Source organism: Peterkaempfera podocarpi, from assembly GCF_042466665.1.
GTDB classification, from domain to species: Bacteria; Actinomycetota; Actinomycetes; order Streptomycetales; family Streptomycetaceae; genus Peterkaempfera; species Peterkaempfera podocarpi.
Window position 1 is genome coordinate 8,704,813 of sequence record NZ_CP162102.1, and the last position, 15,184, is coordinate 8,719,996.

Sequence of the window (15,184 nt, forward strand, 5' to 3'; positions counted from 1 at the left end):
TCACTGCTGCTCGGGCGGGCTGATCTGCGACTCGGAGATGGCGGACCCGGTGGTTCCCCACTTGGCGAGGATCCGCGCGTACGTGCCGTCCTTGATCAGCTCGTTGACGGCCGCCTGGAAGGCGGCGGTCAGCTTCGAGCCCTTCTTGAACGCGAAACCCACGTCGAGCCGGTGGAACTCGCCCAGGAACCTGACCCCGGCGGCGGGCTGGGCCGCCTGGTAGCGCAGGCCGTTGATGGTCGACATGACCACGTCGATACGGCCCTGCTGGAGGCTGGTGAGAATCGCCGCGCTCTCGGCGAAGACCTTCACCTCGTAGGGCTTCTTGCCGGCCTTGGCGCACACATCCTTGTTGGCGTTCAGGGTGGACTCGAAGGTGGTGCCCGCGCCGGTGCCGATGGTCAGGCCGCACAGCTGGGTCAGATCGGTGACCTGGTTCAAGCCGGTGTTCTTCCGGCTGACGCCGAAGCCCTGTCCGTCGTCGATGTAGGTGACGAAGTCGATGGACTTCAGGCGTTCGGTGGTGACGCCGAAGTTGCCGGTGCCCAGGTCGTACTTGCCACTGCCGAGCGCCGGGAGGATGGTCTCGAAACTGGCCACCTCGCGGTCCACTGTCAGGCCGAGGAGCTTGGCGGCGGCGTCGGTGACGTCGATGTCCAGACCGACGGGCGTCCTGGAGTTGTCCGGGTAGTACCCGCTGGGCGGGGCGCCGACGGAGCTGCCGACCCGGACGCCGCCGGCCGTGCGGATGTCCTCCGGGAGCAGGGCAGCGAGGGCGTCGATCTTCTTGAGCCCCGCGACCACGTCCCCCGAGGGAGCGGGCGAGGCACTGCCCCCGGGCGCCGCCGCGGACGTCGTACCGGCACCGGAGCCGCAGGCGGTGAGCGCCAGCAGCGGGAGCAGCACGGCGGCGGCTGCGACGGTCGGGCGGCGTCCACGGCGGTGGTGGCGCGCGAAACGGGCGTTCACCGGGTCAGGCCTTCCTGGTTCTGGCGGAGTGCGGATCGAGGTGCTTCTCGAAGGGCAGCGGGCCGATGGTCTCCGGGTCGGCGTCCGTGTCGAACAGCGGCGTGTAGCCGGTGGCGAGGTACAGGCCGCGGGCCTCGGGCTGGCGCGGCCCGGTGGTCAGGTAGATCCGGCGGTAGCCGCGGTTTTCGGCCTCCCGCTCCAACTCCTCGACCACCCGGCGGGCGAGGCCGCGGCGGCGGTGGGCGGAGTGGGTCCAGATCCGCTTGAGTTCGACGGTGGAGTCGTCGTACCGGCGGAACGCGCCGCCTGCGATCGGCTCGCCGTCCTCCAGCAGCAGGAGCAGCACACCGTGCGGCGGGGCGAACTCCTCGGCCGGATACCGGTTCATCTCACCGCGGGCGTCGGTGCCGTAGCGGGACGAGTACTCCCACTCCAGCTCCCGCAGCAGCGGCTCCACCAGCGGGTCGGAGACCGCAGCCCGGACCACCGCCAGGCCGGCGGACGGTTCGGCGACAGACGTCATGAGCGCACCGCCGCGAGTCCGGGCCGGTGCTGCCCGGCCGTGCGTTCGGCGTCGCGCTTGGCGACCTCCTCGCGGACGATCGGGATGACGTACCGTCCGAAGTCGATGGCGTCGCCCAGCAGGTCGTAACCGCGGGCGGAGAGGATGTCCACACCGAGGTCGTAGTAGTCCAGCAGCGCCTGGGCGACCGTCTCGGGGGTGCCGACCAGGGCGTTGGAGTTGCCGGCCCCGCCGGTGACAGCGGCGGTAGGGGTCCACAGCGCCCGGTCGTGCCGCTCACCGCTCTCCGCGATGGCGAGCAGACGCTGCGAGCCGGTGTTCTCGGGTGCGGCGCCCGTGTGGTGGTGTACGCGCACCAGGGAGCCGCTCTCCCGGCGGGCCCGGATGGTGTCGACCGTGCGGTGGGCCTTCTCCCAGGCGAGTTCCTCGGTCGGCGCGATGATCGGCCGGAAGGCGACCTGGAAGCGGGGCGGATCGGTACGGCCCGCCGCGACCGCTGCCGCCTTCACCGCCTCGATCTGCTCGGAGGTCTGGGCCAGCGGCTCACCCCAGAGGCAGAAGATGTCGGCCTCGGCGCCGCCGGCCGCGTACGCCGCAGGGGACGAGCCGCCGAAGGAGATGCCGGGGCGGGGCTGCTGCATCGGGAAGACGTCGCTGACGAAGTCGTGGAAGGTGTAGTGCTCGCCCTCGTGGTCGAAGGGTTCATGGGTGGTCCAGATCTTCTTGACGATCTGGATGTACTCGCGGGTGCGGGAGTATCGCTGGTCCTTGGTCAGCGTGTCACCCTCGCGCTGCTGCTCGTGGTTGTTGCCACCGGTGATGAAGTGGACGGTGAGCCGGCCGTCGCTGATCCGGTCCAGGGTGGCGAAGGTCTTGGCGGCGTACGTCGGATAGGAGACGTTCGGCCGGTGGGCGAGCAGGATCTGCAGCCTGTCCAGCCTGGCGGCGACATACGCGGCGGCCGGCGCGGGGTCGGGCGAGCCGGATCCGTAGGCGAACAGCACGCGGTCCCAGCCGTGGTCCTCATGGGCACGGGCGAGCCTGAGTGTGTAGTCCTTGTCGAAGGAGGCACCGGATCGCGGGCTCGTCTCCGAGCCGTCGTTGGTGGCGGCGATGCCGAGGAACTCCACAGGCATGGTGGTCTGCCTTTCGGGGAGGGCGCAGCCGTACGCAGGCATGGCAAGGAAGCCCCTGCGCGCGGACGCGATGGTGGTCGGAAGGGCGGGTACGGCTCTGGTGCGGCACAGCAGGCGTGATGACGCGTCGGTTTCAGCGCGTCCAGGGGGAAAAGCGGCAGCGTGCGCCCGGGATCCCTACGCCGACGGGCAGCCCTGAGTGCAGGGCTGCGGCGGCTAAGGGAGCAGAACTCGGCCCGCGACGGGGTTCACCGAGGGAGGGAGGGGCCGATCAGGCGGCCCGCTGCCGAATCAGGCGCGACAACACGCCGCGGACCACACTCGACCGAAGTCGATGTGGTCACGGCTGACCAGGCGCTGTTCGGCGTTCACCCCGATAGTTGAGCAGTGACCTGTGGAGTTCGTCAACCACCGTCCGGATCCAGGCGCTTGCTTGACACCCGCACCTCGGGCACACGTACGATCGAAGCAGATCGGCTCCGTTCACCCGGCAGCCGGTCCCGCCGCGTTGAGGGACGTGGCGTGCGTGATGACGCCGACGGGCCCCGGCCGACCGTCCTCCGGTCGCAGCCGAGCCCGTGCACCGCTGCGTGCACCGCCGCAGCGAGCCGCCGCCCGCGACTCCCTCCCGGAGGGCCTGCCATGGCCGCATCCCCAGACGTCATACCCGTCGCCGCCGTACCACGGCCCAAGACCCCCGCCCCCGACGCCGAGCCGCAGCTCGTGCCCCGCCGCCACCCCGGCCGGCTGGTCGCCGCCGCAGCCGCCCTGCTGGTCTTCGCCATGGTGGTCAATTCCGTCCTCCGCAACCAGGCCTTCCAGTGGGACGTCGTCGGCCGCTACTTCACCACCATCGCCGTACTCGACGGACTGCTGCTCACCCTGTGGCTGACCGCCCTCACCATGGCACTCGGCTTCGCACTCGGCACCCTGCTCGCCGTGATGCGACTGTCCGCCAACCCTGTGCTGCGCACACTGAGCTGGGGCTATGTGTGGATCTTCCGCTCCACCCCGATCCTGGTCCAGCTGCTCTTCTGGTTCAACATCGGCGCCCTGTACCCGACCCTCGGGTTCGGCATCCCGTTCGGACCCGAGTTCATCAGCATCAGGACGGTGAACCTCCTGGGCGCCACCGCCACCGCCGTGATCGGCCTCACCCTGCACGAAGCGGCCTACGCCGCCGAGGTGGTGCGCGGCGGCATCCTCTCCGTGGACGCAGGACAGATCGAGGCCGCTCAGGCGCTCGGACTCGGCAGGACCAGGGTGCTGCGCCGGATCGTCGTCCCCCAGGCGATGCGGTCCATCGTGCCCACCGCCGGGAACATGCTGATCGGCACCCTCAAGGGCACCAGCATCGTCAGCGTGCTGGCCGTACAGGACCTCCTCTACTCCGTGCAGCTGGTCTACAACCGCACCTACCAGGTGATCCCCCTGCTGATGGTGGCCACCCTGTGGTACATCGCGATCACCAGCGTGCTGAGCACCGGTCAGTTCTACGTCGAGCGGTACTACGCGCGCGGCGCCACCCGCGGGCTGCCGCCGACCCCGCTGCAACGACTGCGCGGACAGACTGCCGCACTGCGCGCCCGGCTGCGCACCGCCACCGCCGCCGACGCCGAGGTCCGCCTGGACGGCGACCGGTGAGCCCCCTGGAGCCCGCCACCCTGGTCATCGTCGGCGCCGGCCCGCGCGGCACCGGACTGCTGGAGCGGATCGCCGCCAACGCCGCCGAGCTGCGGCCCCACCGCCCCCTGCACATCCACCTGGTCGACCCGCATCCACCCGGCCCCGGCCGTGTCTGGCGCCACGAGCAGTCGCCGCTGCTGCGCATGAACTCCATGGCCGAGGACGTCACCATGTTCACCGACGAGTCCTCCACCATCGAGGGCCCGGTGCGGCCCGGACCTTCGCTGGCCGAGTGGGCCGGGCAGTTCTCCGGCCGCTCGCCCCGCTTCGAACCGTACGCCGAACCCGGCGACCCCGAGGTCCTGGCCGAACTCCGCACACTTGCCCCCACCGACTTCCCCACCCGCCGTGCGCAGAGCGCCTACCTCGACTGGGTGTTCCGCCGAACGCTGCGTGAACTTCCGCCGCACATCACCGTGCAGACGCACCACGCCACCGCCACCGCCGTCACCGGACCCGCCGACGGACCGCAACGGGTTCGACTGGCCGGGCAGGCCGCACCGCTGGACGCCGACGCCGTCGTCCTCACCCAGGGCCACCTGGACGCCGCACCCGGCGCCGGGCACCGCGCTCTGGCCGAGTTCGCCGCCCGCCACGGCCGGTTCCACCTCCCGCCGGAGTTCTCCGCCGACGCCGACCTCTCCACGCTGCGGCCGGGCGAGCAGGTCGTGCTGCGCGGCTTCGGACTGGCCTTCGTGGATCTGACGGTGCTGCTCACCGAGGGCCGCGGCGGTACGTACCGCACCGAGCCGACCGGCGAGTTGACCTATCTGCCCTCCGGCCGGGAGCCGGTCATCCACGTCGGCTCACGGCGCGGCGTGCCGTACCACTCCAAGACCGGCTACCGGCTGCAGGGCCCGCCCGCCCCCCTGCCCCGCTACTTCGGCAGCGCCGCCGTCGACGCACTGCTCGCCCCAGGCGGGCCGCTCGACCTGCGACGCGACCTGTGGCCGCTGATGGCGAAGGAGATCGGCTTCGGCCACTACCACGAGCTCTTCCACGCCCATGCCGAGCGCACCGCCCTGCCCTGGGAGGACTTCCTCGCCGCCTACGACCGCCTCGACTGGTACTCCGCCGACCTCCGTGCCCTGGTCGCGACCTCCGTGCCCGACCCCGCCGACAGGCTGGACTTCGAGGCACTCGACCGCCCCCTGACCGGCCTCGCCTTCCCCACGCCCGAGGCCTTCCAGCAGCATCTGCGCGACTACATCGCGCTGGACGTCACCCGCCGCGCCGACCCCGCGCACAGTGCCGACCTGGGAGCCTTCCTCGCCCTGCTCTCACTCTTCGGCCAGCTGCCACGGGTGCTCGCCTCCGGCAGGCTCACGGCCGACTCGATCGCCCACCAGGTGGACGGCTGGTGGTTCGGCTTCTTCAGCTACCTCGCCTCCGGGCCGCCCGGCTTCCGGCTGCGCGAGCTGCTGGCTCTGTCCCGGGCCGGCGTCGTCCGCTTCCTCGGCGCCGACATCCGGATCCGGGCCGACGAGGCCACCGGCACCTTCGTCGCCTCCAGCCCCTCCGTCCCCGGCCACACGGTCACGGCAACCGCGCTGATCGAGGCCTACCTGCCCAGGCCGTCCCTCGACCGCACTGGCGACCCGCTGCTGCGCCAGCTGCACGCCGCCGGCGCGGTCACCGAGGACGTCGTCTCCGATGCCACCCACACCCACCGCTCCGGCCTGCTCACCATCACCCCCGCCGACGGCCGCATCCTCGACCCGGCCACCGGACCGCACCCGCGCCGCTTCGCCCTGGGCGCCCACACCAACCTCCGTGCCGCGGCGGCCTTCGCCCGGCCCCGCAGCAACTCCCCGGGCTTCCGCCAGAACGACGCCACCGCCCGCGCCCTCCTCCGGTCCCTGGCCGCCAACCAGGACCAGGGCACCCAGGACCAGGGCACCGAGGAGCTGGTGCACTCCGCCTGACATCGAGGGCTGTGCCGCTCGACGTGGTCTCCGCCCGGCGCACCCGTACGACAGCCACCGTCGGCATTCCGCCGAAGCGGAAGCCGGCGTGGCCGACCACCCCGACCGCAGGGCGACACATCGGCCTTGGGGGACGAGTGACGCCGCGCACGGCGGTGGCGGGGCCCGGGTCGGCCACCCGGCGACGACCAGGCCATCGGTCCCTGCCGGGTGGCAGCCAGCCACCTGCAGGCCCCGTCGCATTCGGTTATCGCCTGTTCAGCATCGTTCCCGCCGCTTCGACGGCCCGATCGTCGACCACTTTCTGCCATGAGGGGTTGCCGTGGGCGGTGAGTGCACTGGAGCGCCACCACCGGCCGCACGGGCAGCTGCTCCTCGTCGTGGCCCGGCGGCACCAACCCACGGACGGGGGAGTGAGGAGTGCCGCCCGCGTCGGCGGGATGCCCGCGCGAACGGCGCGACCGTCCTCGTTGCGCATACGGGCCCGCGACTCCCGACCGCCCCGTGACCGGGCGGTGCGGGCCGTCAGGCTCCGGGCGGGCGGAGCCGACTCCTGGCTCTGGTCGCTGCGCGGACCGGGCTGCTGTGGCCCGTCTTCCTGTGCGCTGTGCGGTGCGGGCTCTGGTTTTCGTCCGTGTCCGTGATGCGGCGCAGCGTGCCCTTCGGCTCTGCCGGCCGAGCCCGTGGCGGCTGAGGCGACGGCACCTCCGGTGCAGACCGGAATGAGCCTGCCCCGGCCGGACACAGCCACCGCGGAGATGACGAATGGGCGGAACAGCGCCGCCACATGGGGCCCGAGATCCTCGGCCGCTGCCGCCTTCACCTGATCGAAGGAGACCCCGCCAACCACGGCGACCCCACCGCATAACCTACAAATGGATCACCGAGTGGCCGTCGATACACCACTCCAGCGGACGTGACCCCGGTGCCCGGTGCCCCCGGTGATGATCGCTACGCGGTCGGCGCAAGAGGTGTTCATGCTGGCCGGCCCGGCGGGACGGCGGAGGCGAGCGCGGCGGGGCCGGCCCCGCCGCGCAGGGTCTTGCCGTTCAGCTCGAGGCGGGCGATGGTGCGGCGGTGCACTGCGTCGGGCCCGTCGGCGATGCGCAGGACGCGTGCCCAGGCGTAGAAGTAAGCGAGGGGGGTGTCGTCGCTCAGGCCTGCCCCGCCGAAGACCTCGATCGTGCGAGCGATCACGGTGGTGGCCACGTTGGGTGCCGCGACCTTGATGCCGCCGATCTCCGATCGCGCCCCCTTTGCGCCGTGCTGGTCGATGAGCCAGGCGGTGCGCTGCACGTACAGGCGGGCCTGGTCGATCTCGATCCTCGACCTTGCGATGAGGTCCTGGACGACGCCCTGGTCGGCGAGTCGTGCTCCGAACGCGACGCGGTTCTTGGCGATCAAGGGTGGGTGAGGATGCGGGTCCGCAGGAGCCGGAACGTGGCCCGGCCGCTGTTGTAGCGGCTGACCTCCAGGCCGGCGAACTCGGCCCAGCCGAGGTAGATGCGGTCCTTGCCAGCCTTGGTCCAGCGGTTGCCGCCGATGGCGGTCATGGCCTCGACGGTGTAGACGATCGGCTTGGGGGCGGCGGGCTTGCGGCGGGCGCCGAGGGCGGTCGGCCGCGACGTGTGCTGCCCGTCCACGAGGTCTGCTCAGGCGGACAAGGGCCAGGTGGACCCGCCTCCTGGTGCGAGCAGAGTGCGGGTCGCACATGGGCGCTCCGTCACATGCCTGCGCATGCACCGGCCACTGGTCGAAGGGAGTGAGGAAGGCATCCCGTGCCGACCGCCGCCCGACCAGGCAGGGGAGTGATCATGTGTCGGAGGGGTTCGCTACGCTGTGCGCGGCAAGGCCGTAGCGCAGAGGTCGTCGCGCCCTAGCAGCAAGCTGGAGGACGTCGGTTCGAATCCGACCGGCCTTGCCACCTCCCGTTCGACGAGAGCCGACGGCGTCGGCCGACCCCGGCCCTGGAGTGCTGATGACGCAGCCGACACCGGTGCGCTGCCCGGCGATCGAACACCCCGACATGCCGCTCGCCGATCCGGCGGATCTCGAACCGCTCCTCGAGCGGCTGGCCGCACCCGCCCTGGTTGAGGCGGACGAGACGTTCCCGCTCGGTACGCTGCGCGCCGACGGACGGGTCGACCTGTGCAAGCAGGGCCTCGGCCCCCGTGGTGCCGCGCGGCTGCTCCCCGCCGTTGCCGCCTCACCGCACGCGGTGCACCTGCTGCTCGGCACCAACGCCATCGGTGGCGCCGGAGCCCACACGGTCGCTGACGCCCTGGTGCCCGGCCACGGCCTGCAGACGATGTACCTCGGGTGCAATCGGATCGGCGCCGACGGAGCCGCCGCGCTGGCCGACCGCCTGGCCGCGGACAGCACGGTTCGAGGGCTCTGGCTCAAACGCAACCCCATCGGTGATGACGGCGTCCGTGCCCTCGCGGCCATGCTGCGCCGAAACACCGCAGTGCGCACCCTCGACCTGGTCAACACCGGCCTGACCGCCGCCGGACTGCGGGCGCTGCTCGACGCACTGACCCACCGTCCGTACCCGCTGGATCGCCTCTTCCTCGGCGGCAACGGCCTCACCACCGAGGAAGCGCCGCTGCTGGCGGCCCTGATCCGGGACACAGGCGTCCGCGAGCTCTACCTCCCGGCCAACCACCTGGGCGACCGGGGTGCGGCCGTGCTGGCTGAGGCGGCCGACCCCGCCCGACCGATAAGGCTCGGGCTCGGCGGCAACGGCATCGGGCCGAAGGGTGCCGCCGCGCTGGCCGGGGCGCTCGACGGGATCGAGGCGCTCGACCTGGGGCGGCCGCCCTCCGAACGCAGCCTGGGCGCCCCCGCCAACACCACCGGGGACTCCGGCGCGGCTGCGCTGGCCGACGCGCTGCCAGGCAGCCCGCTGCGCCGACTCGAACTCCGCCACACCGGGATCACCGGCCGGGGCGCCAAGGCGCTGCTGGGAGCGCTGCCCCCAGGCACCCGGCTGGAGTACCTGGGCATGGGCCCGGGGGTGCCCCGCGCTGTGAAGCGTGCTGTGGCACCTCGGCTCCGCCCTGTCGCGGGGGTGCACCCGGATCTGCACGCCATCGGGAGCATCTACCGATGACCACCCGTGTCCCCACCGCCGCCCCGGCTGCCATCCTGCCGCCCGACGAGGCCGCGAGCTGGGAGCGGATCCGGCGTCATGCGGTGCCCCGCTGGATGATCGAGCAGGCCACCGGGCATCGGCTGGCCGGCGACTGGCGCGCTGCCTGCGCCGCGGCCGGTGTCGACCTCGCCTTCGACCTGGCCGACGTCGCTGCGGCGTACGGCGACCCGGTCGCGCAGCGCCTGGAGGACGACCTTCACCACCTCGCCCCGGATCTGCTGCGCTGGCATCTGCCACGGGTTCTGGGTGGGCGTACGACCGCGGCCACCAAGCAGGTGATCGTGCTCGCCGAGTACGCGAGCCTGAGGGTGCCGCCGGCAGCGAGCCCTGCCTGCATCTCGGTACGCCCGTGCTGGTCGACGGCCCGCAGCGACTGGTCCTGGCCTTCGGCAAGAGAGCCGCCATCGGCAAGGACACCATCGGCTACGAGCCGGACGCCGAACACAACTGGCGAACCGCCCGATATCTGTGGGACGGACGGGAGGCCGCCGAGCTCCGCCACCGCATCGGCGGCGGGAGTCGTGCGCCGTTCTTCCACCCCGACGGCACCGCGCTCACCGGGCAGGAGCTTCCCACATCCCACCCCGGCCACCAGGACCCGGCGGCCCTCACCGAATGGGTCACCCTGCTGCAGCTCGGCGGGAACCTGGAAGCCGCCTTCGCCGCCGCCGGCGTCGAACTGGACACCACGGTGGTGCAGGCACGGTACAACACCGTGGACCCGCTGCAGGTGCTCGGCAGCATGCCGCTGGTCGCCAGCAGGCTGATACCTGAGGTCCAGCGGCTGACCGGCACGGACACCGAGGCCAGGCTGCAGATCCCGCGCAGTTGGCGCGCCTCGATCCTTGTCGAACGCACCGGATCCGAAGGGGGCCTGCGGGTCCGGTGCGCCGAGCGGGCCCGTCCCGCAGACATCCCCTCACTGCCTGAGGCCTGCTGGCGTCGGCTGCCCGACCTGGACCTGCTGCGGGCCGGCCGGATCACCCCGGAGCAGCTGCACCCCCTGGTCCGCGCCTCGCTCTTCCCCGATCTGCCGTCGACTGAAAGGCTGTCCCGGTCCTCGCAGGCCGGGCCTCCCGCGTCGGACCCGGTACGGGTGCGGTGCCGCGGCGAATGGCACGAGGTGGTCTGCCAGGACGGGACCCTGCAACTACCGCACACGACCGAGGAGCAGCGGCGCGAGCAGGCGATGCGGGCCTTCGGCGGCGCGGTCGCCGGGTGTTTCGCGGTACAGCAGGCATGGACGTCCGGCACCGGCCGGCTGCCGCGGGCGCTGCGCGAGCAGCGCCAAGAGCTCTTTCTGCGCGTCCAGCACGGTGACACCCCCGGTGTGCTCCGCTTGCTGGACGCCGGAGCAGACCCCCGGGTACGGGACGGCAGGCAGCACACGCTGCTGCATCTGCTGCACCTGCTCGACCACGAGCAACTGCTGCCCCGGCTGCTGAAGGCCGGGCTCGACCTCGAAGCCAAGGACCACCACGGCCGTACGCCGCTGCATGTGGCCGTCGGCGACCGGGGCTCCCCGGCGCTGGTCCAGGCGCTGCTCGACCTGGGGGCCAGGATCGACGTCGTGGACAGCGAAGGCTGGTCGCTGCGTTCGCTGATCCGCCGTCGCCGTCGGCGCGAACTGCGGTTTCTTGCGGATCGGGTGGAACGGGAGTTTCCCGGCATCGGCGTCGACTGGTGGTTCGGCGACGAGGAGGACGACGACAAGGACGGGGACGAGTGAGCACCGGTCACGACACGGCGGATCCGCTGGCCGCTGCCGACAGTCTCAACCGGCAGCTGCGGGCGCACCGCACCGAACCCGCCGCAAGCGCCCAACTGGAGGCGCTGGCCCTGGCCGTGTCGGCCAACCAGCCGGTGCTGCTCTGGGGCGAGCCGGGCATCGGCAAGTCGGCGGGCATGGAGCAGCTCGCCTCCCGGCTCGGGGTGCCGCTGGAAACGGTGATCGCCAGCGTGCACGAGCCGTCCGACTTCGCCGGTCTGCCGATCGTCGGCGACGATCCCGCCGTCACCGGCGTACCGATGGCTCCACCTGACTGGGCGGTCCGGCTGGCGAAGGCGGGACGGGGCCTGCTCTTCCTCGACGAGCTGTCCTCTGCGCCGCCTGCGGTGCAGGCGGCGCTGCTGCGGGTGGTTCTGGAGCGCCGGGTCGGCAGTCTGACCCTGCCTGAGCCGGTGCGGATCGTCGCTGCCGCCAACCCGCCGTCGAGCGCTGCCGACGGCTGGCATCTGAGCCCTCCGCTGGCGAACCGTTTCGTTCATCTGCACTGGACCCACGACCCCCGTACCGTCGCTCGCGGTATGGCCGGGACCTGGCCGACGGTGTCCGTCCCGGTAGTCGACCCCGCGAGGGTGCCCGGTGCGATCGCCCGCGCACGCGGTGCGATCTCCGGTTTCCTCACCGCCCGGCCCGGACTGGTGCACCATATGCCCGCCGATGCGGAGGGCCGCGGCGGTGCCTGGCCCTCGCCGCGGACCTGGGAGGCCGCCCTGCGGCTGCTGGCCACCGCCTATGCCGGCGGCGCCGGCCAGGAGGCGATCGCGGCTGCGCTCACCGGCACCGTCGGCGACGGCACGGGCATCGAGCTGCTGTCCTACCTCGACCAGCTCGACCTGCCCGACCCGGACCGGGTGCTGGCCGATCCGGAAGCCTTCGCCCTGCCCAAGCGCGGCGACCGGCAGCTGGCCTTTCTGACCGCGGTGGTCTCCGCGGTGCAGAGCGGTCTGACACAACCGCGATGGGAAGCCGGCTGGGCGGTGCTGGCCAAAGCCGTGGAGGCGGGTGTGCCCGATGTGGCCGCGCAGGCGGCCGTCGACCTGGCGGCGCTGCGCGACCCGGACTGGCCCGTACCCAGCGGCATCGACGGGTTCCTGGAACTGCTGCAGCTGTCCGGTGCGCTGCCCGGCGGCAGGTGACCCGGTGGCGGACACCACCGGCGGGGCCCTGGACCGGGGCAAACTGCTGGCCGCCCGCTATCGGGCGGCCACCGACCGGCCGTACCTCGCCTCCGCGCTGTACGCCCTGTCGGTCGTACCCAGCGACCGGGTGCCGACGATGGGCGTGGACCGGCACTGGCGGTGCTATGTGTCCCCCGGATTTGTCGACGCCACCCCGGTGACCGAGCTCGCCGGTGTGTGGATCCACGAGGTGGCCCATCTGCTACGCGACCACCACGGCCGCACCGACCGGCTCCCGGCCGCCGACCAGGGCGATGCACTGCGGATCAATCTCGCCCAGGACTGCGAGATCAACGACGATCTCCTCGCCGACCGGATTCCGCTGCCCGCCGGGCGGGTGGAGCCGCGTACCTTCGGGTTGCCGACAGGCAAGCTCTTCGAGGCGTATCTCCCGGGGATACCGCCTCAGACGCTCCTGCTGAACTGCGGGTCGGGTGCCCATGGCCGGCCCGCACCCTGGGAGTTGGGCGCCGCGGCGGGACCGGCCGGGCTCAGCGGGGTCGAGGCGGAAGCGCTGCGCCGGCACACCGCAGAGGCCATACGGGCTCGTGTACGCAGCAGGGGGCAGCTGCCCGAGGGGTGGCGGCGCTGGGCGGACCGGCTCCTGGAGCCCACCGTCGACTGGAGACGCGTACTGGCCGGAGCGGTACGCGAGGCGGTCGCCTGGGCCGCAGGCGCGGTCGACTACACCTACCGCCGTCCGTCACGACGCAGTGCGGCCCTCCGGGGCGTGGTGCTGCCGAGCCTGCGCCGTCCGCTGCCGCGGGTCACCGTGGTCATCGACACCTCCGGCTCGATGGGCGACGGGGAGCTGACGGCGGCACTCACCGAGGTCACCGGAGTGCTGCGGGAAGTCGGCCTGCAGGGCAACCGGGTGACGGTGCTGGCCTGCGACGCCGACGTGCACACCGTCTCCAGGGTGGTCACCGCCGAGCAGATCACCTTGGCCGGCGGCGGGGGTACGGACATGCGCGTGGGCATCAGCGCCGCGCTGGCGATGCGGGACCGGCCGAACGTGGTGGTGGTCCTCACCGACGGCTACACGCCATGGCCGGACCAGATACCGTCCTGCCGTCTGATCGCTGCCCTCATCGGCCCGACTCCGCCCAGCCCCCCGGACTGGGTGGAAACCGTCCGGATCGGCACCCCGGACCTGCCGTAGTGCCCGCCCGGACCCAACACGCGGATGCCCGGCCGCCGCGCCACGGCCGAGCCGCCGCATCCGACTGCGGCAGGGCGGGGCAAGGCAGCCGGGACGGTGACGCTCACCGCTGTACTCCCGAGCGCCGGCAGCGGCCGGCGGACGTTTTCCAGGCCACGCTCGTGCAGGATGAGGTCCGCCGGAGCACTGGCCGGAGCCTCGGGTGTACCGGCAGCCGCGGCCCCTGCGGCACACCCGCCAAGGCGCGCCCTTGGCGGGTGGTCGTGCACGTGCCTGCGCGGGGTGGCTTCGGCGAAGCAGGTGCTGCCAAGGAGGCAGCGGTCACAGGAAGTAGAGCCGGCTGAGCGGGACGGACTCGGCGGCCACTGCGCGCAGCGGTCCGCCGTCCAGCGAGACGACACCAGTCGACGGCTCGACATCGACCTGCCCGAGCCGGCCATTGCGCAGCATGTCGCGCGGGCCGATGCCGCGGGTACCGCGCACGGCGACCCGGCGGCGCCGGGTGGGCATGCCGTCGCCGTTGGCGGCGGCTGCGCCCGCCACGAACGCCACCGACAGGTCCGCCGCGGTCGCGCCGTGGGCGCCGAACTGCGGTCCGAGAACCAGCGGTTCGCAGGTGTCGGTGGAGGCGTTGGGGTCACCGGTCACCCCGTAGGCGGGGAAGCCGGCCTTGAGGACCAGCTGCGGTTTGGCGCCGAAGTGGTCGGGCCGCCACAGCACGATGTCGGCGAGCTTGCCGACCTCCAGCGAGCCGACCTCGTGGGCCAGGCCGTGGGCGAGGGCCGGGTTGACGGTGAGCTTGGCCAGGTAGCGCAGCACGCGCTCGTTGTCGTCGCCGCCGGAGGTCTCGCCGAAGGAGCCGGCGCCGTCCAGCGGTCCGAGCTCGTACTTCATCTTCCCAGCCATGGCGAAGGTACGGCGCACCGTCTCCCCGGCCCGGCCCATGCCCTGGGCGTCGGACGAGGTGATCCCGATGACGCCGAGGTCGTGCAGCACATCCTCGGCGCCCATCGTCCCGGCGCGGATCCGGTCGCGTGCCATGGCGGCGTCGCCGGGCAGGTCCGTCTTCAGGTCGTGCGCCGAGACGATCATGCCGAAGTGCTCGCCCAGCGCGTCCCGGCCGAACGGCAGCGTCGGGTTGGTGGAGGAGCCGATGACGTTCGGCACGCCCGCCATCGTGAGCACGTTGGGCACGTGCCCGCCGCCGCAGCCCTCTATGTGGAAGGCGTGGATGGTGCGGCCGTCCAGCACGGCGAGGGTGTCCTCCACGGACAGGCACTCGTTGAGGCCGTCGGTGTGCAGGGCGACCTGGACGTCGTGCTCCTCGGCCACCCGCAGCGCCGTGTCCAGGGCGCGGGTGTGCGCACCCATGTCCTCGTGCACCTTGAAGCCGGACGCGCCGCCCTCGACCAGGGCCTCGACCAGCGGTGCCGGGTCGGAGGACGAGCCGCGGCCCAGGAAGCCGATATTGACCGGCCAGGCGTCGAAGGCGTTGAAGGCGTGGCGCAGCGCCCAGGGCGAGTTGACGCCGACGCCCCAGACCGGGTGCTTCTGACGGGCCTGTACGGCGGCCGCGTGGAGGCAATCGTGATCGCGGGCCCAGGCGGGAAGCCGGGGGAGGAGTTGCGCCGCGCGGACGGCTGGCCGCTCAACAAGACCGAGGAG

General features: G+C 72.4%; 12 protein-coding genes, 1 tRNA gene and 1 pseudogene. 7 read left to right on the forward strand and 7 right to left on the reverse strand.

Annotation, left to right across the window (positions count from 1 at the left end; all coding sequences use genetic code 11):
• Genes AB0761_RS37955 through AB0761_RS37965 form a run of 3 tightly spaced genes read right to left on the reverse strand, consistent with a single transcriptional unit; the run spans position 1 to position 2,628 of the window.
• Positions 1 to 969, reverse strand: coding sequence for an ABC transporter substrate-binding protein (locus tag AB0761_RS37955; protein ID WP_377273828.1), 969 nt, complete (start codon positions 967 to 969; stop codon positions 1 to 3).
• Between the two features lie 4 nt (positions 970 to 973).
• On the reverse strand, positions 974 to 1,492 hold the full coding sequence (locus tag AB0761_RS37960; RefSeq protein WP_377273829.1) for a GNAT family N-acetyltransferase: 519 nt from the start codon (positions 1,490 to 1,492) through the stop codon (positions 974 to 976).
• Positions 1,489 to 2,628, reverse strand: coding sequence for an LLM class flavin-dependent oxidoreductase (locus AB0761_RS37965; protein ID WP_377273830.1), 1,140 nt, complete (start codon positions 2,626 to 2,628; stop codon positions 1,489 to 1,491). The genes AB0761_RS37960 and AB0761_RS37965 overlap by 4 nt, the downstream gene beginning before the upstream one ends.
• A 642-nt stretch (positions 2,629 to 3,270) precedes the next feature.
• Between AB0761_RS37965 and AB0761_RS37970 the strand changes: the two genes are divergently transcribed.
• Together AB0761_RS37970 and AB0761_RS37975 are read left to right on the forward strand one after the other, a co-directional pair.
• On the forward strand, positions 3,271 to 4,272 hold the full coding sequence (locus AB0761_RS37970) for an amino acid ABC transporter permease (RefSeq protein WP_377273831.1): 1,002 nt from the start codon (positions 3,271 to 3,273) through the stop codon (positions 4,270 to 4,272).
• Positions 4,269 to 6,239: an FAD/NAD(P)-binding protein gene (locus tag AB0761_RS37975; protein ID WP_377273832.1), complete on the forward strand. Its 1,971-nt coding sequence runs from the start codon at positions 4,269 to 4,271 to the stop codon at positions 6,237 to 6,239. The genes AB0761_RS37970 and AB0761_RS37975 overlap by 4 nt, the downstream gene beginning before the upstream one ends.
• 975 nt (positions 6,240 to 7,214) lie before the next feature.
• Here AB0761_RS37975 and AB0761_RS37980 read toward each other — a convergent pair.
• Together AB0761_RS37980 and AB0761_RS37985 are read right to left on the reverse strand one after the other, a co-directional pair.
• On the reverse strand, positions 7,215 to 7,643 hold the full coding sequence (locus AB0761_RS37980) for an acyl-CoA dehydrogenase family protein (protein ID WP_377273833.1): 429 nt from the start codon (positions 7,641 to 7,643) through the stop codon (positions 7,215 to 7,217).
• Positions 7,640 to 7,882, reverse strand: coding sequence for a hypothetical protein (locus AB0761_RS37985; protein WP_377273834.1), 243 nt, complete (start codon positions 7,880 to 7,882; stop codon positions 7,640 to 7,642). The genes AB0761_RS37980 and AB0761_RS37985 overlap by 4 nt, the downstream gene beginning before the upstream one ends.
• A gap of 205 nt (positions 7,883 to 8,087) precedes the next feature.
• On the opposite strand from AB0761_RS37985, the gene AB0761_RS37990 reads away from it, so the two are divergent.
• Positions 8,088 to 8,163, forward strand: a tRNA-Cys gene (locus AB0761_RS37990).
• A 54-nt stretch (positions 8,164 to 8,217) separates the two neighbouring features.
• Positions 8,218 to 9,351, forward strand: a complete 1,134-nt coding sequence (locus AB0761_RS37995; RefSeq protein ID WP_377273835.1) for a gala protein — start codon at positions 8,218 to 8,220, stop codon at positions 9,349 to 9,351.
• Here AB0761_RS37995 and AB0761_RS38000 read toward each other — a convergent pair.
• Positions 9,342 to 9,623, reverse strand: a complete 282-nt coding sequence (locus AB0761_RS38000) for a hypothetical protein (RefSeq protein WP_377273836.1) — start codon at positions 9,621 to 9,623, stop codon at positions 9,342 to 9,344. The genes AB0761_RS37995 and AB0761_RS38000 overlap by 10 nt on opposite strands.
• 119 nt (positions 9,624 to 9,742) lie before the next feature.
• Here AB0761_RS38000 and AB0761_RS38005 point away from each other — a divergent pair, with 119 nt between their 5' ends.
• Genes AB0761_RS38005 through AB0761_RS38015 form a run of 3 tightly spaced genes read left to right on the forward strand, consistent with a single transcriptional unit; the run spans position 9,743 to position 13,519 of the window.
• On the forward strand, positions 9,743 to 11,122 hold the full coding sequence (locus AB0761_RS38005; RefSeq protein WP_377273837.1) for an ankyrin repeat domain-containing protein: 1,380 nt from the start codon (positions 9,743 to 9,745) through the stop codon (positions 11,120 to 11,122).
• Positions 11,119 to 12,315: an AAA family ATPase gene (locus AB0761_RS38010; protein WP_377273838.1), complete on the forward strand. Its 1,197-nt coding sequence runs from the start codon at positions 11,119 to 11,121 to the stop codon at positions 12,313 to 12,315. The genes AB0761_RS38005 and AB0761_RS38010 overlap by 4 nt, the downstream gene beginning before the upstream one ends.
• Before the next feature lie 4 nt (positions 12,316 to 12,319).
• Entirely contained in the window at positions 12,320 to 13,519 is a 1,200-nt protein-coding gene (locus AB0761_RS38015; protein WP_377273839.1) for a VWA-like domain-containing protein, read from the forward strand.
• A gap of 321 nt (positions 13,520 to 13,840) precedes the next feature.
• Here AB0761_RS38015 and AB0761_RS38020 read toward each other — a convergent pair.
• Positions 13,841 to 15,064: pseudogene (locus AB0761_RS38020) on the reverse strand (urease subunit alpha); the annotation flags it as partial.
• Positions 15,065 to 15,184 lie beyond the last annotated feature (120 nt).